The organism is Mycobacterium sp. UNC410CL29Cvi84 (assembly GCF_000686745.1).
GTDB classification, from domain to species: domain Bacteria; phylum Actinomycetota; class Actinomycetes; order Mycobacteriales; family Mycobacteriaceae; genus Mycobacterium; species Mycobacterium mucogenicum_B.
Window position 1 is genome coordinate 243,983 of the sequence record NZ_JMLM01000009.1, and the last position, 23,376, is coordinate 267,358.

Annotated in this window: 23 protein-coding genes and 1 tRNA gene; 14 read left to right on the forward strand and 10 right to left on the reverse strand. The window is 67.6% G+C overall.

Going from position 1 to position 23,376, the window contains the following annotated elements:
- Position 1: 1 nt before the first annotated feature.
- The 3 genes from BR47_RS0114670 to BR47_RS0114680 are packed head-to-tail and all read left to right on the forward strand — an operon-like array spanning position 2 to position 2,539.
- The gene (locus BR47_RS0114670) at positions 2 to 754 is read left to right on the forward strand and encodes an amino acid ABC transporter ATP-binding protein (protein WP_177127387.1); all 753 of its coding nucleotides are present in this window, start codon (positions 2 to 4) and stop codon (positions 752 to 754) included.
- Between the two features lie 11 nt (positions 755 to 765).
- A complete protein-coding gene (macS, locus tag BR47_RS0114675; protein ID WP_036427362.1) occupies positions 766 to 1,899 on the forward strand; it encodes a MacS family sensor histidine kinase in 1,134 nt (377 codons plus the stop codon).
- Entirely contained in the window at positions 1,892 to 2,539 is a 648-nt protein-coding gene (locus BR47_RS0114680; RefSeq protein WP_020103260.1) for a response regulator, read from the forward strand. Before macS ends, BR47_RS0114680 begins: the two co-directional genes overlap by 8 nt.
- On the opposite strand, the gene BR47_RS0114685 is transcribed toward BR47_RS0114680, so the two are convergent.
- Positions 2,512 to 3,876, reverse strand: a complete 1,365-nt coding sequence (locus BR47_RS0114685) for an adenylate/guanylate cyclase domain-containing protein (RefSeq protein WP_029119985.1) — start codon at positions 3,874 to 3,876, stop codon at positions 2,512 to 2,514. The genes BR47_RS0114680 and BR47_RS0114685 overlap by 28 nt on opposite strands.
- Positions 3,877 to 4,454: 578 nt before the next feature.
- On the opposite strand from BR47_RS0114685, the gene BR47_RS32110 reads away from it, so the two are divergent.
- Complete coding sequence (locus BR47_RS32110; protein ID WP_177127383.1) at positions 4,455 to 6,374, forward strand: cellulase family glycosylhydrolase; 1,920 nt, start codon at positions 4,455 to 4,457, stop codon at positions 6,372 to 6,374.
- 63 nt (positions 6,375 to 6,437) lie between these two features.
- On the opposite strand, the gene BR47_RS0114695 is transcribed toward BR47_RS32110, so the two are convergent.
- From BR47_RS0114695 to BR47_RS0114705, 3 genes are all read right to left on the reverse strand, one after another.
- Positions 6,438 to 6,974: a hypothetical protein gene (locus BR47_RS0114695; RefSeq protein ID WP_020103263.1), complete on the reverse strand. Its 537-nt coding sequence runs from the start codon at positions 6,972 to 6,974 to the stop codon at positions 6,438 to 6,440.
- Between the two features lie 5 nt (positions 6,975 to 6,979).
- Positions 6,980 to 7,252 (reverse strand): hypothetical protein, encoded by a 273-nt coding sequence (locus BR47_RS0114700; protein WP_020103264.1) that lies wholly within the window; start codon positions 7,250 to 7,252, stop codon positions 6,980 to 6,982.
- 23 nt (positions 7,253 to 7,275) lie between these two features.
- A tRNA-Leu gene (locus BR47_RS0114705) sits at positions 7,276 to 7,352 on the reverse strand.
- A gap of 108 nt (positions 7,353 to 7,460) precedes the next feature.
- Here BR47_RS0114705 and BR47_RS0114710 point away from each other — a divergent pair.
- The 6 genes from BR47_RS0114710 to BR47_RS0114735 all read left to right on the forward strand — a co-directional run bounded on the left by BR47_RS0114710 (position 7,461) and on the right by BR47_RS0114735 (position 13,416).
- Positions 7,461 to 8,090: an ANTAR domain-containing response regulator gene (locus tag BR47_RS0114710; RefSeq protein ID WP_029105638.1), complete on the forward strand. Its 630-nt coding sequence runs from the start codon at positions 7,461 to 7,463 to the stop codon at positions 8,088 to 8,090.
- Between the two features lie 206 nt (positions 8,091 to 8,296).
- Complete coding sequence (locus BR47_RS0114715) at positions 8,297 to 9,511, forward strand: branched-chain amino acid ABC transporter substrate-binding protein (protein ID WP_029105639.1); 1,215 nt, start codon at positions 8,297 to 8,299, stop codon at positions 9,509 to 9,511.
- A 93-nt stretch (positions 9,512 to 9,604) separates the two neighbouring features.
- Positions 9,605 to 10,642, forward strand: a complete 1,038-nt coding sequence (locus BR47_RS0114720) for a branched-chain amino acid ABC transporter permease (RefSeq protein ID WP_029119986.1) — start codon at positions 9,605 to 9,607, stop codon at positions 10,640 to 10,642.
- On the forward strand, positions 10,639 to 11,832 hold the full coding sequence (locus BR47_RS0114725) for a branched-chain amino acid ABC transporter permease (RefSeq protein WP_020103268.1): 1,194 nt from the start codon (positions 10,639 to 10,641) through the stop codon (positions 11,830 to 11,832). The genes BR47_RS0114720 and BR47_RS0114725 overlap by 4 nt, the downstream gene beginning before the upstream one ends.
- Complete coding sequence (locus BR47_RS0114730; protein ID WP_020103269.1) at positions 11,829 to 12,674, forward strand: ABC transporter ATP-binding protein; 846 nt, start codon at positions 11,829 to 11,831, stop codon at positions 12,672 to 12,674. Before BR47_RS0114725 ends, BR47_RS0114730 begins: the two co-directional genes overlap by 4 nt.
- Positions 12,661 to 13,416 carry an ABC transporter ATP-binding protein gene (locus tag BR47_RS0114735; RefSeq protein ID WP_029119987.1) on the forward strand — a complete coding sequence of 252 codons (756 nt, stop codon included), beginning with the start codon at positions 12,661 to 12,663 and terminating at the stop codon, positions 13,414 to 13,416. The genes BR47_RS0114730 and BR47_RS0114735 overlap by 14 nt, the downstream gene beginning before the upstream one ends.
- Positions 13,417 to 13,424: 8 nt before the next feature.
- Here the strand turns inward: BR47_RS0114735 and BR47_RS0114740 are convergent, their stop codons facing one another.
- Genes BR47_RS0114740 through BR47_RS0114755 form a run of 4 tightly spaced genes read right to left on the reverse strand, consistent with a single transcriptional unit; the run spans position 13,425 to position 15,838 of the window.
- Positions 13,425 to 13,922 (reverse strand): O-acetyl-ADP-ribose deacetylase, encoded by a 498-nt coding sequence (locus BR47_RS0114740; protein ID WP_029119988.1) that lies wholly within the window; start codon positions 13,920 to 13,922, stop codon positions 13,425 to 13,427.
- A gap of 16 nt (positions 13,923 to 13,938) precedes the next feature.
- On the reverse strand, positions 13,939 to 14,160 hold the full coding sequence (locus BR47_RS0114745) for a DUF167 domain-containing protein (protein WP_029119989.1): 222 nt from the start codon (positions 14,158 to 14,160) through the stop codon (positions 13,939 to 13,941).
- A gap of 38 nt (positions 14,161 to 14,198) precedes the next feature.
- A complete protein-coding gene (locus BR47_RS0114750; protein ID WP_020103273.1) occupies positions 14,199 to 15,401 on the reverse strand; it encodes a lipid-transfer protein in 1,203 nt (400 codons plus the stop codon).
- Positions 15,398 to 15,838, reverse strand: coding sequence for a Zn-ribbon domain-containing OB-fold protein (locus tag BR47_RS0114755; protein ID WP_177127388.1), 441 nt, complete (start codon positions 15,836 to 15,838; stop codon positions 15,398 to 15,400). The genes BR47_RS0114750 and BR47_RS0114755 overlap by 4 nt, the downstream gene beginning before the upstream one ends.
- Before the next feature lie 119 nt (positions 15,839 to 15,957).
- Here BR47_RS0114755 and BR47_RS0114760 point away from each other — a divergent pair, with 119 nt between their 5' ends.
- Together BR47_RS0114760 and BR47_RS0114765 are read left to right on the forward strand one after the other, a co-directional pair.
- Positions 15,958 to 16,524: a TetR/AcrR family transcriptional regulator gene (locus tag BR47_RS0114760; protein ID WP_020103275.1), complete on the forward strand. Its 567-nt coding sequence runs from the start codon at positions 15,958 to 15,960 to the stop codon at positions 16,522 to 16,524.
- Positions 16,521 to 17,969, forward strand: coding sequence for an FAD-dependent monooxygenase (locus BR47_RS0114765; protein ID WP_029119990.1), 1,449 nt, complete (start codon positions 16,521 to 16,523; stop codon positions 17,967 to 17,969). The genes BR47_RS0114760 and BR47_RS0114765 overlap by 4 nt, the downstream gene beginning before the upstream one ends.
- Here the strand turns inward: BR47_RS0114765 and BR47_RS0114770 are convergent.
- Positions 17,908 to 19,062, reverse strand: coding sequence for an FAD-dependent monooxygenase (locus BR47_RS0114770; RefSeq protein ID WP_029119991.1), 1,155 nt, complete (start codon positions 19,060 to 19,062; stop codon positions 17,908 to 17,910). The two genes, BR47_RS0114765 and BR47_RS0114770, sit on opposite strands and share 62 nt — an antisense overlap.
- Before the next feature lie 70 nt (positions 19,063 to 19,132).
- On the opposite strand from BR47_RS0114770, the gene BR47_RS0114775 reads away from it, so the two are divergent.
- Both BR47_RS0114775 and polA read left to right on the forward strand, forming a co-directional pair.
- Positions 19,133 to 20,020, forward strand: a complete 888-nt coding sequence (locus BR47_RS0114775) for a LysR family transcriptional regulator (protein WP_029119992.1) — start codon at positions 19,133 to 19,135, stop codon at positions 20,018 to 20,020.
- A gap of 58 nt (positions 20,021 to 20,078) precedes the next feature.
- The gene (gene polA / locus BR47_RS0114780) at positions 20,079 to 22,739 is read left to right on the forward strand and encodes a DNA polymerase I (protein WP_051634810.1); all 2,661 of its coding nucleotides are present in this window, start codon (positions 20,079 to 20,081) and stop codon (positions 22,737 to 22,739) included.
- Here polA and BR47_RS0114785 read toward each other — a convergent pair.
- Positions 22,736 to 23,368: a LysE family translocator gene (locus tag BR47_RS0114785; protein WP_029119994.1), complete on the reverse strand. Its 633-nt coding sequence runs from the start codon at positions 23,366 to 23,368 to the stop codon at positions 22,736 to 22,738. The genes polA and BR47_RS0114785 overlap by 4 nt on opposite strands.
- Positions 23,369 to 23,376 lie beyond the last annotated feature (8 nt).

The window sequence follows — 23,376 nt, forward strand, 5'->3', positions numbered from 1 at the left end:
CATGGTGCGCGCCGAACAGGTGTGCAAGAGCTTCGGTGCCCTCGACGTGCTCAAGGGCGTCTCGCTCGAAGTCGAGCGCGGCCAGGTCCTCGTGCTCGTCGGTCCCTCCGGTTCCGGAAAGTCGACGTTCCTGCGGTGCATCAACCACCTGGAACAGGTCAGCGCCGGGCGGTTGTACGTCGACGAGGAGCTGGTCGGGTACCGCGAACGCGGGGGCAAGCTGCACGAACTCCCGCCCAAGGAGGCCGCCCGCCAGCGCCGCGATGTCGGCATGGTCTTCCAGCATTTCAACCTGTTCCCGCACCGGACCGCGCTGGAGAACATCATCGAGGCGCCGTTGCACGTCAAGGGCGTCAAGCGGGACGCGGCGGTGAGTCGTGCGCGGGACCTGCTCGACAAGGTGGGGTTGTCCAGCAAGGCTGATGCGTACCCGGCGCAGTTGTCCGGCGGCCAGCAGCAGCGCGTCGCGATCGCCCGCGCGTTGGCGATGGAACCCAAGCTCATGCTGTTCGACGAACCGACCTCGGCGCTAGACCCGGAACTGGTCGGCGATGTGCTCGCGGTCATGAAGAAGCTTGCGCAACAGGGCATGACGATGATCGTGGTCACGCACGAGATGGGCTTCGCCCGCGAGGTGGCCGACGAGCTGGTGTTCATGGACGGCGGAGTCGTGGTCGAGCGCGGCGCCCCGCGCGAGGTGATGGCCAACCCGAAACATGAACGCACGAAGGCTTTTCTGTCCAAAGTGATGTAGTGGCTGTTCACCTGGCCTCAGAACCGGACCCGGCCGCCCCGCTGTGGCGGGCGGCGCAGGGCTTCCGGCTTCTCAGCTGCCTGTACGCCCTGGGTTTTCAGCTCGCGGTGAATGACGATCTGCGTCACCCGACCGTCACGTGGGCGCTGTTCGGGGTCCTCATCGCCTGGAGCCTGGCGTGTGCCGTGGCCTATCTGAAGGGTTTCGGCCGACGGAAGGCCTGGGTGCTGGCCGAGGTGGTGGTCGTCATCCTGCTGGTGTTGTCGACCGACCTGGTGGCGTCCCCGGCGTGGATCGCCGGCAACCAGTCGTGGCCGACGACGTTGTGGGCCACCAACGCGACGCTGTCCGCGGCCATTCAGCTGGGGCCGCCGGCCGGAATGGGCGTCGGGCTGCTGGTGACGGCGGCCGGCGCGGTGCTCAAGGGCTACTTCGACCCCAATCTCGGTCGGCAGGCGACGCTCGTCATCGAGTTGGCGGTGGGGCTCGCCGTCGGGATGGCCGCACAGACCGCGCGCCGTGCCCACGCGGAGCTGCAGCGCGCCATCCGATTGGCAGCGGCAACCGCGGAGCGCGAGCGGCTGTCCCGGCAGGTGCACGACGGCGCCATCCAGGTGCTGGCCCTGGTGGCGCGCAAGGGGCGGGAAATCGGTGGCGAGACAACGGAACTCGCGCAGCTGGCCGGCGAGCAGGAACGGGCGCTGCGCCGGTTGGTCAGTTCCGGCCTGGACGAGGCCACGGGCGGGTCGGTCGACGTCGGGGAAATGCTCCGTGGCCGCGCGGGTGATCGCGTCGCGGTGAGCGTGCCGCCGGACCCGGTGCTGCTCGACGCCGCCGTGGCAGGCGAACTCGATGCCGCGGTCGCCAATGTGCTGGGTAACACGGTCGCGCATGCGGGCCCGCAGGCCCGGGCCTTCGTCCTCGTCGAGGACCTCGGCGAACAGGTCGTGGTGAGCATCCGCGACGATGGGGTGGGGATCGCCGACGGACGGTTGGCGCAGGCGGCTGCGGAGGGACATATGGGTGTGACGAAATCCATTGTGGGACGGCTGGAATCACTCGGAGGTACGGCCGAGCTGACGACGTCGCCGGGCGCCGGCACAGAGTGGGAGCTGACCGTGCCCAGGGCGGCCGGCGATGTCTGAGCCGCAGCTGACGGTCATGGTCGTCGACGACCACCCGATCTGGCGGGACGCCGTCGCCCGTGACCTCGAGGACTCGGGCTTCACCGTGGTGGCCACCGCCGACGGCGTCGCGGCCGCGGGACGCCGGGCCGCGGTGGTCAAGCCGCAGGTGGTGCTGATGGACATGCGTCTGTCCGACGGCAGCGGCGTCGAGGCGACCGCTCAGGTGCTGGCGGTCTCACCAGCGAGCCGGGTGCTGGTGCTGTCGGCCTCCGACGAGCGCGACGACGTGCTGGAGGCCGTGAAGGCCGGTGCCACCGGGTATCTGGTGAAGAGCGCCTCCAAGGCCGAGCTGGCCGACGCGGTGCGCGCGACGGGTGAGGGGCGTGCGGTGTTCACTCCGGGCCTGGCCGGTCTGGTGCTGGGGGAGCACCGGCGCATCGCCAAGGCGCCGGGAGCGGACCCGGCCGCGGGGCTCACGGAACGGGAGACCGAGATCCTCCGTTACGTGGCAAAAGGCTTGACCGCCAAGCAGATCGCCGAGCGTCTGACCCTGAGTCACCGCACCGTCGAGAACCACGTGCAGGCGACGTTCCGCAAGCTGCAGGTGGCCAATCGGGTGGAAGCGGCGCGCTACGCCATCGAGCACGGGCTGGACTGAGCACCGTCGGCTCGCGACGAGCCGGCCGCGGAGGTTCGCCCGACCAGGTACCAGGTGCGCATCAGGCCCTTGCCCTTGACGTCGATCTCGCCGCGCTCCTCGAATTCGTAGGCGTGCTGGAGACGCTCATACACGTTGTGCGGCACCTGGATTCGCCCGGCGACATCGGTGCTCTCCATGCGGGACGCGACGTTCACCGCGTCGCCCCAGACGTCGTAGAAGAACTTGCGTGACCCCACCACACCGGCCACGACGGGGCCGGCGGCGATGCCGATGCGGACCGGGACGGGACGCCCCTTCGGGTCGGTCAGTTCGCGGACCGAGTCGGCGAAGTCCAGGGCCAGGCAGGCCAGCGCCTCGAGGTGATCGGCCCGGCCGTGCGGGATACCGCTGACCACCATGTAGGAGTCACCGCTCGTCTTGACCTTCTCCAGGCCGTGTCGGTCGACGAGTGCATCGAGCCCGGTGTACAGCGCGTCCAGGAACTGGACCAGATCGGCCGGAGCGGTGTCGCTGGCGCGCTGGGTGTAGCCGGCGATGTCGGCGAAAAGGATTGAGGCGTCGTCGAATTTGTCGGCGATCACCGAATGCGCGGGATCCTTGAGGCGCTGCGCGATGGACTCGGGCAGGATGTTCGCCAGCAGCGTCTCGGACCTCAGGTATTCGGCTTGGATGGCGCGCTGGGCGATGGCGTTCTCCCGCAGCACCGACCAGACCGTCGCCATCACGATGAGGCAGGCCGACACCGCGATGATGACGAACGACACCCGGCTTTCCATCTCGGTCTGCGCTCCGGTGTGTGCCGGGACCGTGAATTCCAGGATGCTGGCGGTGACGATGCCGACGGCGGCGACGGCGGCCGCGAATCCCACGTGCTCGAGACCCACGATCAATAGCGCGATGGCACCGGAAACGGTCAGATACAGCAGAATTCCCGAGCCGGTGCCCACATTGATGGTCACGACTGTGACCGTGGCGTAGGCGATGAGGATGAATGCCGCCGGGGCCACGAGCTCGCCGAACCGGTAGAGCGCCGGGACGAGGAGGAAGAGCACCGCGCCGGCCAGGTTGACCGCGCCGATCCACATCGTGTGAGGCCCTGTGGTCAACGCCTGCAAGGCGAAGAAAACGCTGAGCACCGCGCCGAGGCGGCTGGTGCGGGTCAGAATCCGGCGGCTGCGGGCGACCGTCGGGCTCAGGATGTCGGCGTCGGGACGCAGGCACTCGCGGACGGTCGCGGTCGGCACACAGACCGAACGGCGGACGGCAGCGACCAAATCGGCGCTGGCCGGGGTCGCGGCGCCACCGGAGAGGCGAGCGTCGTCCATGATCGCCATGGATTCAGGGTAGACGCGCGGGGCCGCATTTGGTGCCCGCCTGCGGATACTGCGCTGAAGGCGAACAGCGGGCCGCCGCGGCGCCGCCGCCGGGGCCGCTTCGGAGTGGTTGCGGGACCCCTATTGGCCAGTCGCTGTGGCCATTTAGGAGGGCTCGCTGAGTGGGATATTCGTTGGTACCGGGTGTCCCTTCGCCGCAACCGAAAAGTATGGTCAGCCGCGATCAATATCAAAATTGCCAAATATTCGACAGCTGCGTCGAATGGCTTACTTGTAAGTCGATAAAGCTGCGTGAACTGGGGAAATACTAAACGAATGCTTGCTCATGGCAATTTTGCAAACCGATATTGATTAGCTGTTTGTGAACATACCAGGGGTATTTAGGGCATCTCTATATTTGCTTGATTCGCACGATCGGATTATTTCAATCAGATTTCGGATTTGAGTTCATTAAATTGTTGTCGGAGCAGTAAATTAACTGCCACGCGTCGTTGTCGAGGGGCGACGACCAGGGCGGAAAGGGGACTGCGGTGAACCGTCTGGTCCGTGCTCTCATGCTGAGAGTTGTTGTCGTATTGATGCCGTTGGCTGTCATCTGCACCTACAGCCATGTGACGCCCGCGCCGACCCGGACGGTCGCGCTCGACGTCGTACCCACCGCCGAGATCGATGACACGCATTCGACCATCGGCATCGCCGACTCGAGCCTTTATGGCTTGTCGCCGGCGGATATCGACAAGACCCTGACCCAGCTGCAGTCCATCGGGGTGCAGAACATCCGGGTCTTCGTCCCATGGGCGTTGATCAAGATGACGGGTCCGAATGATGCGGCGAATGACGCCAACTGGACTCTGATGAACAACGTGATGGACGCCGCGCGTGCCCACAACATGGGTGTGCTGGCGGTCATCAGTCACACCCCCTTGTGGGCGGCGCCCAGCGGCACCACCCCGGGTGCCGGCGCACCCGATCCAGCCGTCTACGCGGACTTCGTGAAGCAGGTGGCCACGCGCTACGGCGACGTCATCTCCGCGTACGAGGTCTGGAACGAGCCCAACAGCTTCACGTTCTTCCAGCCGATGGATGCCGCCAAATACACCGCCATCCTGAAGGCCGTCTACACCACCCTGAAAGGCGGCGACGGGACCACCGGTGTGGACCCGACGGCCTCGGTCATCGCGGGCGCCCTGGCGCCGATTCAGGACTTCTTCGGACTCACGTCGTCTCCACAGACCTTCCTGGCCGCGATGTATGCCGCCGGCGCCAAAGGCTTTTTCGATGCGATCTCGTTCCACCCGTACGAGTTCAACCAGGTGCTGAAGTTCTCGCAGGGTGCCTTGAACCCACTCGCGCCGCTGTACCAGCTGCAGCAGATGCGGGCGATCATGGTGCAGAACGGTGACGGTGACAAGCTGATCTGGGCCACCGAGTACGGCTTCCAGACCGTGCTGGACCAACTCGGCGTCGTCGACCCCACGAGCAACCAGAAGCAGGCCGATTTCATCTCGGACTTCATCACTGCCTGGCGGGCGCTGACCTACACCGGCCCGATATTCATCTACACCACCCGCGACGGCACGCCGGGCACGGACACCGGCTACGGCATCTTCCAGGCGGACTGGACGGCGAAGCTGGCGGTCAAGGTGATCTCGGATGCCATCGGTCTGCCGCCGGTCATCGTCTCGCCGATCGTGGCGCTGGCCCAGTTGATTCAGAAGGCGCTGGCTCAGGCCCAGAAAGCCTTCGCGTCGTTCACCGCATCGCTGCAGACCGCGGTCAACAATGCCGTCAAGGCGTTCCAGAGCCTGCTGGCAGGCATCTTCAAACCGGCTGCGGCGCAACCGAATGTGACTGCGAGCCTGGCGCCCGCCGCTGCGATCAGTGCGGACACTCTGTCGGAGGTCAACCGGGCCGCGACTGAGCTGAAGTCTCAGGTGGGTGGTTCGAAGGACACCGCCGACCACGTCAAGGCCGGCGACAAGTCGGGATCGGGCGACGTCAAGGTCGTCGACGCTGTCGAGCACGAAACCGCCGGAGCTGTCGACCCGAAGGCCGTGGAGACCAAGACCGAGGAGCCCAAGACAGCGGATCCCAAGGCGGAAGAGCCGAAGGCCGAAACCCCGAAGGCTGAATCCCCGAAGGAAGAAACCCCGAAGGAAGAAACCCCGAAGGAAGAGACGCCCAAGGCCGAGACGCCCAAGGTGGAGAGCCCCAGGGAAGAAACCCCGAAGGCGGAAACCCCGAAAGCGGAGTCGCCGCAGTCTGATTCGCCGGCGTCGGAGGCGCCCAAGGGCACGGGCGAGTCCAAGAAGCCGGCCAAAGACGGTGCGGCCCAGGACAAGCCGGCCACCAAGGGCAAGGGCAAGAAGCCGGGCAAGGCGAAGAAGCCGACCCCCGCGGCCAGTGAACCGTCCAAGCCGGCGGGGCGGTCGAACAGCGACACCGGTGGCAAGACTTCGCCGGCGGACGGCAAGTCACACCAGCATCAGGGCGCATAACCCGGGTCTGGGCGAGGCCTCCCTGGCGTGTCATGCGCCGGGGAGGCGCTCAGGTTTTACGGCTCAGACCGAATAGAACGGGGCGCCGATCCCGGACATGGTCGCGCGGAGGCGGTGCGCGATATCCCGGTCCAGCGCAACGAGATTCGCGGCGAAGTGCCGAATGTCGGCAGAGTGGTCGTCGGCCATCGACTCGCGCGACTCGCGCTCCCTGGCCACGAACCGGTACCTGACCTCGGTCACCGACAGGTCTTCGGAGACGGTGAACTCGTTGGTGCGCGCCTCGTCGATTGCGTTGAGCGCCAGTCGTTTCACATCGGACAGCGACGCCGCGCCGGTGTGGGCGATACTCGCGGCGGCCCGCAGCGCATCGGCTGATCCACGGACCTTGACGAGGTCGCGCCACGCGATGTCCTGCGCGTTTTCCGCCGCGCTGCCCTCCCACGTGGTGCCGCCGGGGCGCAGGGTGCCCTGCCAGACGTCGTGGAACGAGTTCTCCCACAGGTCGGCGGTCTTGTTCCATTGCGCGGCAGCGTCGACGAGGTGTTGCACATCCCAATCGGTGATCTGTGCCAGCGTCGGCAACTCGAGTTCGGCCATCACGGCTACTCCGCCAATGCTGCCGAGGCAGAGCTGTCGGAGTCGGTATAGGCGCGGCCGGCGGCGGTCAGTGAGGAGGCGACAGACCAGATCCGTTCGGCATGTGCGGCGGACGCGGCATCAATGTGCGACTGGATCTCGGCGACGACATCCGCGGTGGATTGGCCCTCAGGCAACGGCGCACCGCTGGTGATGTGTGCCGACAGAGCTTGGGCATGCTGCTCGAGTTGTCCGGCAACGGCGAACAGTCCATCCGCAGTGACTCGCAGTGCCCCCATGCGTGCAGTTTAGCGGCGAGTTTTGGTGCCCTCGGTGAGATTCGAACTCACACTGCACGGGTTTTGAATCCGTTTCCTCTGCCAGTTGGGATACGAGGGCGTCACACCGGTTGATCGGGTGCGGTGTACCACCATAGTTGATGTGATTCTCGGGGCCACGCCGCGCCCCGAGGTCGCTTCATTTGACGGCTCACGCGACAATACGGGGATGACCGGGTCAACATCTGAAGTCGCACCGCGCCGTGTTCTCGTGGCCGAGGATGAGGCGCTCATCCGGCTGGACCTGGCGGAGATGCTCCGCGAGGAGGGCTACGAGATCGTCGGCGAGGCCGGCGACGGCCAGGAGGCCGTCGAACTCGCCGAGCAGCTCAAGCCTGACCTGGTGATCATGGACGTGAAGATGCCGCGCCGTGACGGCATCGACGCCGCTTCCGAGATCGCTGCCAAGCGCATCGCGCCCATTGTGATCCTCACCGCGTTTTCCCAGCGTGAGCTGGTCGAACGGGCCCGCGACGCGGGTGCCATGGCCTATCTGGTCAAGCCGTTCTCCATCACGGACCTGGTGCCTGCCATCGAGGTGGCGGTCAGCCGCTTCGGTGAGCTGACGGCGCTGGAGAAGGAAGTCCTCTCGCTGTCCGACCGGTTGGAGACGCGCAAGCTCGTCGAGCGGGCCAAGGGCATCCTGCAGACCAAGCAGGGCATGACCGAACCCGAGGCGTTCAAGTGGATTCAGCGGGCGGCGATGGACCGGCGCACCACCATGAAACGGGTGGCCGAGGTGGTCGTCGAGACGCTGGATCCGCCGGCCGCGGAAGCGACGGAACCGTCAGCCGGCTGAGTCCTGCGTCCGCGTCCCGTTAACTCTGTGTTTCGGGCCGCAGCATTTACACAGGTCCGATGAAGACAACGTCGGGCAGCATCGCTCAACAGCGCGTATAGCCGCGCCGTGTTGGTTACTGTCTACGCGAAGCAGCGGAGTCGGCCCCACCTGCGAAGAGTGCAGGCCGAATCCGGTGCCACGTAACCATGACCCGGAGGTGAAGCGTGCGCAGTCGCGTAGCTCGTAATGCTCTTGCAGTCGGCAGTGCCGGTCTGATCGTGTTCGGTCTGGCGGGATGCAGCCAATCTGAGCCGAAGCAGAGCGGCGCGGCCGGCTCGAATCTCAAGATCGTCGAGCAGGTGCAGATCGACGAGAACGGCGCCGAGGTCAAGGGCGCCGCCGGCGCAACTCCGGCCGATCCCGCCGGTGACGGCAAGGCCACCTGCCCGCCGGTGAACATCGCCATGGCCGGCGCGCTGAACGGCCCCGATGCCGCACTGGGCATCAACATCAAGGACGGCGTGCAGCTGGCCATCGACAAGCACAACGCGGCGAACCCCGGCTGCCAGGTGACGCTGAAGACCTTCGACACCGAGGGCGACCCGCAGAAGGCGACGGGCATCGCGCCGCAGATCGTCGACGACAAGTTCACCATCGGCCTCGTCGGCCCCGCCTTCTCCGGCGAGACCAAGGCCACCGGCACCGTCTTCGACCAGGCCGGCCTCGTCGCCGCCACCGCGTCGGCCACCAACGTGACGCTGAGCGAGAACGGCTGGAAGACCTTCTTCCGCGGCCTGGCCAACGACGGCGTGCAGGGTCCGTCGGTCGCGAACTACCTGAAGAACACGCTCAACTACAAGAAGGTCTGCGTCGTCGACGACAGCACCGACTACGGCCTGGGCCTGGCCACGGCCGTGCGCACCACGCTGGGACCGGTTGCGGACTCGGCGTGCAACATCTCGGTCAAGAAGGGCGACAAGGACTTCTCGGCGGCCGTCACCCAGATCAAGGGCGCCGCGCCGGACGCGATCTTCTACAGCGGCTACTACGCCGAGGCCGCGACGTTCGCTCAGCAGCTCAAGGACGGCGGCGTGACCGCAACGTTCGCCAGCGCCGACGGCACGAAGGACCCCGAGTTCGTCAAGCAGGGCGGCGAGGCGACCAAGGGCGCCATCCTGTCCTGCCCGTGCGGCCCGGCGAGCAAGCAGTTCGCCGAGGAGTACACCAAGAAGTTCGGCCAGGAGCCCGGCACCTACAGCACCGAGGGCTACGACCTGGGCACCATCCTGGTCAAGGGCATCGACTCGGGCGCCGTCACGCGGCCCGCGCTGCTGGACTTCGTGACCAAGTACGAAGGCCAGGGTGTGGCCCGCAAGTACCAGTGGAACAACAAGGGTGAGCTGACCACCAACCTCATCTGGATCTACAAGGTCCAGTAGGAACCTGCAGACGACGACGCGTCCGGACCCCGTGCCGGGCGCGTCGTCGTTCCTGGACTCTCACCACCGCGATAACCGAGGAGCCGCCACCCGATGACATCCGACTGCGTCGGCCACTACGTGTGCACCGCGGCCAATATCAATTTCAACGTCGACAACCTGGTGAACGGGTTCTGGCAGTTGACGGTTGACGGGTTGTCGTGGGGTGCGATCTATGCCCTGGTCGCCGTTGGCTACACCCTGGTGTTCGGTGTGCTGCGACTGATCAACTTCGCGCACTCGGAAATCTTCATGCTCGGCATGTTCGGCGCGTACTTCGCGCTGGAGATCATTCTCGGGTTCAAGCCCAGCGGAAACGCCTACAACCTGGGCGTCGGGTTGACGATCTTCTATCTGGGCATCGCCATGGTGGTCGCGATGCTGGTCTCCGGCGCCGCGGCCGTCGGGCTGGAGGTCGTGGCCTACCGGCCGCTGCGCCGCCGCAACGCGCGGGGGCTGACGTTCCTCATCACCGCCATCGGCATGTCGTTCGTCCTCCAGGAATTCGTGCACTTCGTGCTGCCGAAGATTCTCAAGGGATTCGGCGGCAGCAATGCCCAGCAGCCGATCATCCTGGTGCAGCCCAAGACTCAGTTCACGCTCTTCAGCGCGAACATCTCGAACGTCACCATCGTCATCGTCGTGGCGGCCATCGTGCTGGCGCTGCTCACCGACATCGCGCTCAACCGCACCAAGTTCGGCCGCGGTATCCGCGCCGTCGCCCAGGACCCGACGACCGCCACCCTCATGGGCGTGTCCCGCGAGCGCATCATCATGACGACGTTCCTCATCGGTGGCCTGCTCGCGGGCGCCGCCGCGCTGCTCTACACCTTGAAGGTGCCGCAGGGCATCATCTACTCGGGCGGATTCCTGTTGGGAATCAAGGCATTCTCGGCCGCCGTGCTCGGCGGTATCGGCAACCTGCGGGGCGCGCTCCTCGGTGGGTTGATCCTCGGCATCATGGAGAACTACGGCCAGGCGTTCTTCGGCACCCAATGGCGCGACGTGGTGGCGTTCGTCCTCCTCGTGCTGGTGCTGTTGATCCGTCCCACCGGGATACTCGGTGAAAGTCTCGGGAAGGCACGCGCATGAGCGGGCAGCATCGAAATGAGGGCCGCGCCCGGTACCTGCTGGCGCCCGGTGACCAGATCCGCCAGTGGTGGGACCAGCAGTCGAGGCCGGCCAAGTGGGCCTTCGGTGTCTTCGTGTTCCTTCTGGTGGCGTACCTACCGCTACACACGCCGGCGTTCCTCAACACGCCCGGCATCAGCTTCGGCGGCACCATGGCGCAGTTCGCGATGGTGGCGATCATCGCGATCGGCCTCAATGTGGTTGTGGGCCAAGCGGGATTGCTCGACCTCGGCTATGTCGGGTTCTACGCCGTCGGCGCCTACACCGTCGCGCTGCTGACCAGCCCCGACAGCCCCTGGAACCAGGTCGGGGTCGACGGCTTCCTCGACAAGGACTGGGCCTGGCTGGCCTGTGTCCCTCTGGCGATGGCGGTCACGGCCATGGCCGGCCTGGTGCTGGGTATCCCGACGCTGCGGCTGCGCGGTGACTACCTCGCCATCGTGACGCTGGGATTCGGTGAGATCATCCGGCTCCTCGCCGACAACCTCTCCGACCTGACCAACGGCGCCCGCGGCCTCAACCAGATCGCCTATCCGCGGCTGGGGGAGACCGACAAACTCCCGACGGGGGTGTTCTCCAGCGGCAACTCCGCCGGCAGCGCCAACTACGGCACGTGGTGGTTCTGGCTGGGACTGGCGCTCATGGTCGGCATCCTGCTGCTCGTCGGCAACCTGGAACGCAGCCGCGTCGGGCGGGCGTGGGTCGCCATCCGCGAGGACGAGGACGCCGCGGAAGTCATGGGCGTCAACACTTTCAAGTTCAAGCTGTGGGCGTTCGTCATCGGCGCGGGCATCGGCGGCCTGTCGGGCGCGCTGTATGCCGGCCAGGTGCAGTACGTCGCGCCGCCGACCTTCAACATCATCAACTCGATGCTGTTCCTGTGCGCGGTGGTCCTCGGCGGCCAGGGCAACAAACTCGGCGTGATCGTCGGCGCGTTCATCATCGTGTACCTGCCCAACCGGTTGCTCGGGGTGCACTTCCTCGGCATCAACCTCGGCGACCTCAAGTACCTGTTCTTCGGCCTGGCTCTGGTCGTGCTGATGATCTTCCGGCCGCAGGGTCTGTTCCCGGTACGCCAGCAGCTCCTGACGTACGGCAAGTCCGCGCGGGCGCTGTTGCGCAATGCCGACGAAACGAAGGCGGCGGCATGAGCGACACCTTCGAGCCCGCGCCCGACGAGGAACTCGCCGCCCTGCACCGTGACGTGCAGGTCGCCGAGGGTGAGAAGCTCTTGGCCACAACCGATCTCACGGTCAAGTTCGGCGGGCTCACCGCGCTCGATGCGGTGACGTTTGATATCCGGCGCGGCGAGATTCTCGGTCTCATCGGTCCCAACGGCGCCGGCAAGACCACCTGCTTCAACGCGATCACCGGCGTGTACCGGCCGTCGTCCGGATCGGTGATGTTCGACGGCGCGCCGCTCGGCAAGATCAAGCGCCACGAGATCACGCGGCGCGGCATCGCTCGCACGTTCCAGAACATCCGGCTGTGGGGCGAGATGACGGCGCTGGAGAACGTCGTCGTCGGCACCGACGCCCGGCACAAGACGTCGGTCCCGGGCGCGCTGCTGCGCACCTCGCGGCACCGCCGCGAGGAACGCGATGCCATCGAACGTGCCGCGGCGCTGCTGCAATTCGTGGGCATCGCGCACCGCGGCGAGGAAAAGGCGCGGAACCTCTCGTACGGAGACCAGCGCCGGCTGGAGATCGCCCGGGCCCTGGCCACCGAGCCGAAGCTGCTGTGCCTGGACGAGCCCGCCGCGGGTTTCAATCCGAGCGAGAAGTCCGCGCTCATCGAGCTGATCCAGGCGATCCGGGACGACGGCTACACCGTGCTGCTGATCGAACACGACATGCGGCTGGTCATGGGTGTCACCGACCGGATCGTGGTGCTGGAGTTCGGCCGCAAGATCGCCGAAGGCCTACCGGCCGAGATCCGCGAAGACCCGAAGGTCATCGCCGCTTACCTGGGGGTGCCCGATGACCAGCTCTGAGTCCACCGACCTCGACCCGCGGCCGGTGCTGCTGGAGGTCCGTGACGCCGTCGTCCACTACGGCAGAATTCAAGCGCTGCACGGTGTTTCGCTGGTCGTCCGGAAGGGTGAACTGGTCACCCTGCTCGGCTCCAATGGCGCGGGCAAGACCACCATGATGCGGGCCATCTCCGGACTGTTGCCGTTGTCGTCGGGCTCGGTGTGGTTCGACGGCGAGGACGTCTCGAAGATGAAGGCGCATCGCCGCGTGACCGCGGGCCTGATCCAGGCGCCCGAGGGCCGCGGCATCTTCCCGGGCATGACCATCGTCGAGAATCTCGAAATGGGCTGCTATGGGCGCAAATTCGAGTCCAAGCATGACCATGACGAGCGTCTCGACTGGGTACTGACGACGTTTCCGCGGCTGGCCGAACGGCGGTCGCAGGCCGGCGGCACGCTGTCCGGTGGCGAGCAGCAGATGCTGGCGATCGGCCGCGCGCTGATGGCCCGGCCCAAGGTGCTCCTGCTGGACGAACCGTCGATGGGTCTGGCGCCCATGGTCATCTCGCAGATTTTCCGGATCATCTCCGAGATCAACTCTCAGGGCACCACGGTGCTGCTGGTCGAGCAGAACGCGCAGCAGGCATTGAGTCGGTCCGATCGGGCCTACATCCTGGAGACCGGCGCCGTCACCCGCAGCGGCAATGCCCGGGATCTGCTGACGGACGACAGCATCCGAGCTGCCTACCTCGGCGTCGCCTGAGCTGGGGCCTACGGCAGGTGGCGCTGGATCTTGTCGTGGATATCGTCGCTGAACGCCACGAATCTGACGACGGTGACGGCGGTATCGGCGGCGGAGGCCGTCTCGAGTGCAATTGCGATCGCGTCGTCCAACGGCCAGCCATAGATACCCGCGCTGATCAACGGGAACGCCACGCTCTGCGCGCCGAGTTCGTCCGCGACGTCGAGTGACCGCCGGTAGCAGGACCGCAGCAGCTCTGGATCGCGTTGGCCCGCGCGGTAATTCGGCCCGACGGTGTGGATGACCCAACGGGCCGGGAGATTGCCTGCGGTGGTCCAGCCGGCGTCGCCGGTCGCCAGCCCGTGCGGGAAACGCTCGATGCAATCAGCGAGCACCGCGGGCCCACCCGCCCGGTGGATGACGCCGTCGACGCCGCCGCCACCACGCATCGCGCTGTTGGCGGCGTTGACGATCGCGTCGACGTCCTGCTGCGTGATGTCGCCGAGGACGGCGGTGATCCGTGGCATGACTGCAGTATCCGCGCTATTCGTCGATCCGGAACCGCTTGATCCGGGCCGCGGCGCCGGACACCAGCTCGACCCGCGACTTCGGTACGTCGAAATGTTCGGCCAGCACCCGGATCACCGCGGTGTTGGCCTTGCCGTCGACCGCCTGCTCGCGGACGTACACGACCAGCGTGCCGTCGTCGTCGGTTTCGACGAGTGGCCCTTTGCGGCTGCCCGGCTTGACCCGGACCGAGATCATCACTGGTCGAGTGTCCCGCACGTTCGGCGGCTCGGAAACTAGCGCGCGACGATCACGGACGAACCGTGGCCGAACAGGCCCTGGTTCGCGGTCACGCCCACGCGGGCACCTTCGACCTGGCGGCCGGTGGCCTGCCCCTTCAGCTGCCACGTCAGCTCACACACCTGCGCGATGGCCTGGGCGGGGATCGCCTCACCGAAGCACGCCAGACCGCCCGACGGGTTGACCGGCACGCGGCCACCGATGGTGGTGGCGCCGGAGCGCAGCAGCTGCTCGCCTTCGCCCTTGGCGCACAGGCCCAGGTGCTCGTACCAATCGAGTTCCAGCGCGGTCGACAGGTCGTAGACCTCCGCGAGGTTGACGTCGTCGGGTCCGATGCCGGCCTCGGCGTACGCCGCATCGAGGATCTGGTCCTTGAACACCCGTTCCGGTCCGGCGATGGCCGCGGTGGAATCCGTTGCGATGTCCGGCAATTCGGGCAGGTGCTGCGGGTACTGCGGGGTGACGGTGCTGATCGCGCGCACCGACGGCACACCGTCGAGCGAGCCGAGATGCTTGCGCGCGAAGTCGGCGCTGGCCACGATCAGCGCGGCCGCGCCGTCCGAGGTGGCACAGATGTCCAGCTGCCGCAGCGGGTCGGAGACGACCGGGCTGGCCAGCACGTCCTCGACCGAAGCCTCCTTGTGGTAGCGGGCATTCGGGTTGTTCAGGCCGTGCTTGGAGTTCTTCACCTTGATCTGGGCGAAGTCCTCGGAGGTGGCGCCGTACAGGTCCATGCGGCGGCGGGCCAGCAGGGCGAAGTACACCGGGTTCATGGCGCCCAGCAGGTGGAAGCGCTGCCAGTCGGGGTCGTTCTTGCGCTCGCCGCCGACCGGGGCGAAGGCACCCTTGGGCGTGGTGTCGGCGCCGATGACCAGCGCGACGTCACAGAAGCCGGCCAGAATGTGGGCGCGGGCGCTCTGCAGGGCCTGCGAACCGCTGGCACATGCGGCGTAGGACGACGACACCGGCACGCCGTTCCAGCCCAGCTTCTGGGCGAACGTCGAACCGGCGATGAAGCCGGGGTAGCCGTTGCGGATGGTGTCGGCGCCGGCGACCAGCTGGATCTGACGCCAGTCCAGGCCGGCCTCAGCCAGCGCGGCGCGGGCGGCGACGACGCCGTACTCGGTGAAGTCGCGGCCCCACTTGCCCCACGGGTGCATGCCCGCGCCGAGGATGTACAGCGGTTCGGGCGTGCTCATTCGGCGATCCTCCACGCGTAAGTGGTCCGCTCGACACCGTCGGCGTCCGTGTACAGCGGCATGGTGGTCAGTTCCATCTCCATGCCGACCTTGAGGTCCGCGGCGAGCGTGCCCTCGACGACCTTGCCCAGCACGATGAGGCCTTCGGCCTCCAGCTGGACGGCGGCGATGGCGAACGGCTCAAACGGGTCGGCGGCCGGGTACGGCGCCGGCGGGGGATACCGGTTCTCGGTGTAGCTCCACACCGTGCCGCGGCGCGACAGCGCGACGGGCTCGAGCACGTCGCTGTCACAGGCTGGGCTGGGGCAGTTGTTGGCGCGGGGCGGGAAAACGTAGGTCCCACACTGCGGGCACTTGGCCCCGATCAGGTGTGGCGCACCGTTTTCGTCGGTGTCCCACCAACCTTCAATTGCCGGTTGACTCCCGGCGTCCGTCACTCCTGGCACGAGCTCAGCGTAACTGCCGACAGGCCAGAAACTGAAACGTGTTGCAGTTTTATCCCGGCAGCCGGGAAAACCTGATTGAAGTGTACGAAACTGTTTCGTACACTTTGGCCATGGTGCGAGGAGCTGAGCGGGAACAGGCGGTGCTCGCGGCGACGGCCGAGTTGCTCGTCGAGCGGGGCTACGCGGCATTGACCACCGACGCGGTGGCAGTTCGGGCGGGCGCAAGCAAGGCGACGATCTATCGCCGGTGGCCGAACAAGGCTCAACTCGTCCGGGCCACGCTCGACGCCGCGGACGCCGCCCGCAACGCGTCGATGCCCGATACCGGGGCGCTGCGCAGCGACCTGTTCGCCGTGATGGACGCCGTCGCCGCGAATGTCGCCGACCCGTTGACGCGGGTCACGGCGGAACTCGCGACGCTCATGCGCCACGACGAACAACTCGCCGAGGCCATCCGCCAGCATCTCGACAAAGAGGAGCTTTCGCCGTTCCACGACGCGCTCCAGCGCGCCATCGCGCGGGGCGACATCGCCGCCGACACCGACGTCGAACTGATCCACGACGTCGCCGAGGCGATGATCCTGCGCCAGATGCACCTCGACCGTCCCGTCGACGCCGCCTTCAGTGCGCAGCTCATCGACGACGTGCTGCTGCCGCTGTTGGGCGGTGCCCGATGAGCGTGGTGATCGCCGGCGCCGGACCCACCGGACTGACCCTCGCCATCGAGCTGGCGCGCCGCGGCGTACCGGTGCGCGTGCTGGACCGGGCGCAGGCGTTGTTTCCAGGTTCGCGCGGCAAGGGACTGCAGCCGCGCACCCTCGAGGTGTTCGACGACCTCGGCGTCATCGGTGCGGTACTCGCGGCCGGCGAGACGTTTCCACCCATGCGCCTGTACCGCGGCGCGGAGGTGGTCTGGACCAAGCCGATCTACGAGCTCCTGGGCCTGCCCGAACTCGCGGCCACGCCGGCCGTGCCGTATCCCTTCACTTGGCTGATCCCGCAGTGGCGAACCGACCAGATCCTCGCGGCGCGGTTCGCTGAACTCGGGGGGATCATCGAATTTGGTACCGAGTTAACGGGTTTCGAGCAAGACGACGATGGTGTGACGGTGCAGACCGACCGCGGCCCGATCCGTGCCGACTATCTCGTCGGGGCGGACGGCGGTCGCAGCACGGTGCGCAAGGCGTCCGGCGTCGCGTTTCTCGGCGGCGCGCTGACCGAGGAACGCATCATCGTGGGCGACGTCCGCGCGACCGGGCTCGACGGCCGGTGCTGTCACCTGCTGACGCGTGACGGCGACCAAACCAAGCGGTTCTCGTTGTGGAACCTGCCGGGCACCGAACACTTCCAGCTGGTGGTGACGATGGCGCCGGGCGAGGACCCGCCCGCACTGACCCTGGGTGGCATGCGGGAACTGCTCGACCAGCGTTCGGGGCGACGCGATGTCGTGCTGTCGGACCTGCGGTGGATTTCGGAGTACCGCGTGAATCTGCTGATGGCACAACAGTTCCGGCTGGGTCGCGTGCTGCTGGCCGGTGACGCCGCCCACGTCCATTCGCCGGCCGGGGGACAGGGCGTCAACACCGGCGTGCAGGACGCCTACAACCTCGGCTGGAAACTGGCCGCCGTGCTGGCCGGCGCGCCCGACGAACTACTGGACAGCTACGCCGCCGAACGGATGCCGGTGGCGGCCAACGTACTTGCGCTCAGTGGTGCGCTGCACCGCCAGGGCTTCGCTGCGACCGGGCCGGCGCCGTCGGCCATCCATCAGCTGGACATCAGCTACCGGGGCGGGCCTCTGGCGGGTGGGGAGCGCGCGTCGGGCGCGCTACAGGCCGGTGACCGCGCCCCCGACGGTCTGTTGCCGGACGGCCGCCGGCTGTTCGACGTCTTCCGTGGACCGCACTGGACGGTGCTCGAATTCGGCGGAGCAGCAGTCGATTTCGGTGTCCCGCAGGTGCGCCTGGTGCCCGGACCCGAGTACGACGTGCCGGCCGGCTCCTACGTGCTGGTGCGGCCCGACGGGCACATCGCGGTGATCACGGACCGGGCGGACGCGATCAGTGAGCAGTTGCGCCGCCTCGGGTGCTATTCGCCGTCTCCGTCCGGTATCGGGTGGTGACCCGCGCCAAATCCGCCGGCGCCCGCGACGCCCCCGCGACGTGCATCTCGCGGTTGGCGGCGATGACGTCAGCGGTCTCGGCGCGCCGGGACTTCTCGTAGTCGCGCAGCCCGGCGAAGCCATGAGCCGCGAGTTCGTCCGCGAGTACGCGCGCATCCACGATCGACTGCGACGCACCGTTGGCACCGACGGGGTACATCGGGTGGGCGGCGTCGCCGAGCAGCGTCACCAGGCCGTCGCCCCAGTGGGGCAGGGGGTCCTTGTCGACCATGGGGTAGCTGAACAGCGCTGGGCTGTGGCCGATCAGCGCGTCCATGTCGAGCCAGTCGAGGTTCCAGTCGGCCACGTGCGGCAGGACGTCGTCGGCCGTCGCGGGCGCGTTCCATTTCGCGTCGCCCTGTAGCGGGCCGGGCTGCCCGGTGGGCACCTGGAGGACCCAGTTCACCTGGCCGCCGCCGATTGGATACGTGATGAGGTCAACACCGTTGTCGGCCTTGACGATTGCCATGGTCTGCCCGTCGAGGAACGGCGTGATGTCGCTGGCCCCGCGGTACATGGTGATGCCGGATGACAACAACGGGTCATGGCCCGGATGTAGGGCCGCGCGCACCACGGAATTGATGCCGTCGGCGCCGACGAGGGCAGAGCCCGCGACCTCGCCTGCCGCGGTGTCCACGACGACGCCGTCGGTGCGCTGCCGGAATCCGGTGACCCCGCTGCCGGTGCGGACCGCGTCGGCGCCGAGACGTTCGCGCACCGCGTCGAGCAGCATCATCTGCAGCCGCCCACGGTGCACCGACAGCTGCGGGTAGGCGTCGCCCGCGGCCAGCCCACGCGGCTCGGTGAACAACAGGTCGCCGCGATGGGAGTAGAAGCGGATGGCCGACGGGGCCACGGCCATGGCGGTCAACGCGTCGCCGAGGCCGAGTCCGGTGAGTTCGCGAACGGCATGCGGCAGCAGGTTGATGCCAACGCCCAACGGCTGCAGGTCGTGTGCGCGTTCCAGCACGAGCGCGTCGAAGCCGCGCGCGTGCAGCGTCAGGGCTGTGGTGAGTCCGCCGATACCGGCGCCGGCGATGAGTACTGGTGTCATGTCTCCAGCCTCAGCGCACCAGAACCATAAGTCCAATATCGATCTGGTCCACAAACTATAATCATTGCTTATGGAACTGCGGCAGTTCGAGTACTTCGTCGCCGTCGCGGAGGAAGCCAACTTCACCCGCGCCGCCGAGCGCATCCACGTCGCGCAACCTGCGGTCAGCGCCCAGATCGCCCGGCTGGAGCGCGAATTGGGCGAGCCGCTGTTCGACCGCGCTCGCCGGGAGGTCCGGCTGACGGCGGCGGGGCAGGCCGTCCTGCCGTACGCGCGGGCGGCCCTCGCCGCGGCAGCCGATGCGCGGACCGCGGTCGCCGAATTGAGCGACCTTGTGCGCGGCGCCGTCACCATCGGCACGGTCACCGCCCACGACGTCGACATGCCGAGCCTGCTGGCCCGGTTCCACGCGGCCCATCGACTCGTCGACATCACGCTCGGCACCGACAACTCGGACGCGTTGATCGAGGGCGTCCGCACGGGGCAGTTGGACGCCGCCATCGTGTCGGTCGGTAGCGAGCTGCCGGCCGGGCTGGCCGCCGTCGTCGTGACCGACCAGCCGATCGTCGCTGCCGTCGCCCTCGACGATCCGTGGCACACCCGGCGCACTCTCCGGCTGGCGGAGCTGGCCGGCCGCGCCGTCATCGCGCTGCCCGTCGGCACCGGCATCCGGCACCAGTTCGACGCGGCGTGCGCCGATGTCGGCGTCGACGTGCACGTCGCATTCGAGGCGAGCACGCCGCAGGCGCTGGCCGACCTTGCCGCGCGGGGTTTGGGGGTCGCCGTGTTGCCGCAATCGATGGTGCGGTCGCGTACCGACCTGCACCTGATCAAGCTGACGCCGGCGCTGCGCGGGCGGCTGGTGTTCGCGTGGCGGGCCGGCGGGCCGATGAGCCCCGCGGCCCGCGAGCTGGTGAACATGGCGCGGCGGTTACTCGCTGTCGGTGGGCCTGAATAGAGTTAGGGCCGTGAGCCCCACCGCAACGGACGCCCCGCCCACCACCAAGCCCACCTTGATGCTGCTGGACGGCAATTCACTGGCGTTCCGAGCGTTCTACGCGCTACCCGCCGAGAACTTCAAGACGCAGGGCGGGCTGACCACCAACGCGGTGTACGGCTTCACCGCCATGCTCATCAATCTGCTGCGCGACGAGAAGCCGTCGCACGTCGCCGCCGCCTTCGACGTCTCCCGCAAGACCTTCCGCAAGGAGAAATACCCGGAGTACAAAGAGGGGCGGGCCGCCACCCCCGACGAGTTCCGCGGCCAGATCGACATCACCAAAGAGGTGCTGGGCGCACTCGGCATCACGGTGCTGGCCGAAGACGGCTTCGAGGCCGACGACCTGATCGCCACGCTGGCCACGCAGGCCGAGGCCGAGGATTTCCGGGTGCTGGTCGTCACCGGCGACCGTGACTCGCTGCAGCTCGTCACCGACGACGTGACGGTCCTGTACCCGAAGAAGGGCGTCAGCGATCTGCACCGCTTCACTCCCGAGGCGGTGGTGGAGAAGTACGGCCTCACCCCGACGCAGTACCCGGACTTCGCGGCCCTGCGCGGCGACCCGAGCGACAACCTGCCCGGCATCCCCGGCGTGGGGGAGAAGACCGCATCCAAGTGGATCAACCAGTACGGCTCGCTGCAGGCGCTCGTCGACCATGTCGACGAGGTCAAGGGCAAGGTCGGTGACTCGCTGCGGGCCAACCTCTCGAGCGTCATCCTCAACCGTGAGCTGACCGACCTGGTCCGGAACGTGCCGCTGGCGCACACCCCGGAGGCGCTGCGGGTGCAGCCGTGGGACCGCGACCGCATCCACCAGCTGTTCGATGACCTCGAGTTCCGCGTGCTGCGGGACCGGCTGTTCGAGACCCTGTCGCCCGTGGAGCCCGAGGTCGAGCTCGGCTTCGACGTCCGCGGCGGACTGCTGGAGCCGGGCACCCTGGCGGCCTGGCTCTCCGAGCACAGCAACGGCAGCCGCTTCGGCATGGCCGTCGCCGGCACGCACAAGGCCTTCGACGCCGATGCCACCGCGGTCGCGATCGTGTCGGCCAGCGGCGAGGGCGTCTACATCGACACCGCGCGGCTGGACGCCGAGGACGAGGCGGCGCTGGCGTCATGGCTGGCCGATCCGGGCCCGCCGAAGGCGCTGCACGAGGCGAAGCTCGCGTGGCATGACCTGCTGGGCCGCGGCTGGAACCTCGCCGGCGTCACGTCGGACACCGCGCTGGCCGCCTATCTGGTCCGCCCGGGACAGCGCAGCTTCGCCCTCGACGACCTGTCGGTGCGGTACCTCGGCCGCGAACTACGCGCGGAAACCAAGGAAGAGCAACAGCTTTCGCTCCTCGACGACCCCGACGAGGTCGACGACGCCGCCGTCCAGGCGCTGATCGTGCGCGCCGCGGCGGTCGGCGATCTGGCCGACGCGCTGGACGTGGAACTCGCCCGCATCGACTCGCTGGCACTGCTCGGCCAGATGGAGCTTCCGGTGCAGCGCGCCCTCGCCGAGATGGAGAACGCCGGCATCGCCGTCGACATCGACCTGCTCGGCCGGCTGCAGAGCCAGTTCTCCGACCAGATTCGCGACGCCGCCGAGGCCGCCTACGCGGCGATCGGTGAGCAGATCAACCTGGGCTCGCCCAAGCAGCTCCAGGTCGTGCTGTTCGACAAGCTCGAGATGCCGAAGACCAAGCGCACCAAGACCGGCTACACCACGGATGCCGATGCGCTGCAATCACTTCTGGACAAGACCGGGCACCCGTTCCTGCAGCACCTGCTGGCGCACCGCGACGCGACCCGGCTCAAGGTCACCGTCGACGGACTCCTGAACGCGGTTGCCTCCGACGGCCGGATCCACACCACGTTCAACCAGACGATCGCGGCCACCGGCCGGTTGTCGTCGACCGAGCCGAACCTGCAGAACATCCCGATCCGCACCGAAGCGGGCCGGCAGATCCGTGAGGCCTTCGTGGTGGGCAAGGGCTTCTCCGAGCTCATGACCGCCGACTACAGCCAGATCGAGATGCGCATCATGGCGCACCTGTCGGGCGACGCCGGCCTGATCGAAGCCTTCAACACCGGCGAGGACCTGCACACCTTCGTCGCGTCACGGGCCTTCGGCGTGCCGAGCGAAGAGGTCACCGCCGAGCTGCGCCGTCGGGTAAAGGCCATGTCCTACGGCCTGGCCTACGGGTTGTCGGCCTACGGCCTGGCGTCGCAGTTGAAGATCTCGACCGAAGAAGCCAAACAGCAGATGGACCAGTACTTCGACCGGTTCGGCGGGGTACGCGACTACCTGCACTCGGTCGTCGAACAGGCCCGCAAGGACGGCTACACCTCGACGGTGCTCGGCCGCCGGCGCTACCTGCCCGAACTCGACAGCAGCAACCGCAACGTCCGCGAGGCCGCCGAGCGGGCCGCGCTCAACGCGCCCATCCAGGGCAGTGCCGCCGACATCATCAAGGTCGCGATGATCAACGTCGACCGCGCCATGAAGGACGCCGGGCTGAAGTCACGAGTCCTGCTCCAAGTGCACGACGAGTTGTTGTTCGAGGTCGCCGAAGGCGAACGGGACGCACTCGAGACGCTGGTCCGCGAGCAGATGGGCAGCGCCTACCCGCTGGACGTGCCGCTCGAGGTGTCGGTCGGTTACGGCCCCAGCTGGGACGCCGCCGCGCACTAAGCGTCGGCGGCCAGGCCGATACCGAGCGCGACGAGGATCGCGCCCATGGCGCGTTCGATGCGCCGGCGAATGTGGGTGCGGCTCAAGATGTTCCGGGCCCGGTCGGCCGCGAGCACGACGCCGACGCACCACGAGGTGTCGATCACCAACTGGATGGCGGCGAGTACCAGCAGCGTCGGCAGCACCGGGCCGCCGGCCGGCAGGAACTGGGGGAGCACCACGATGCCGAAGGCCGCGGCCTTCGGGTTGGCGGCGATCGACACGAGCGCCGCGCGGAACGCCGCGCCGGGGGTCCGTCCACGCAGGGGCAGGGTCACGGCCATGTCGGTGGGGTGCTTGGCACTGCGCCAGGCGCTGATGCCCAGCCAGATCAAGATCGCGGCGCCGACGACGTGCAGCGCCAGCGACAGCCAGTGGTTGGCCGTCAGCAGGATCGAGAGCCCGCCGCCGCCGGCCAGCGTCCACCCGCAGACGCCGATCTCATTGCCGACCACTGCCGCCAGACCCGCCTTACGGCCGTCGCGCACCGATCGGTGCAGGAACAGGGCCGTCGCCGGTCCGGGCAGCGCGGCCAGGATCACCGACGCGACCAGGAACGCCGGCAGGACGTCGAGAAGATGCGCGAGCATGCAAGAAG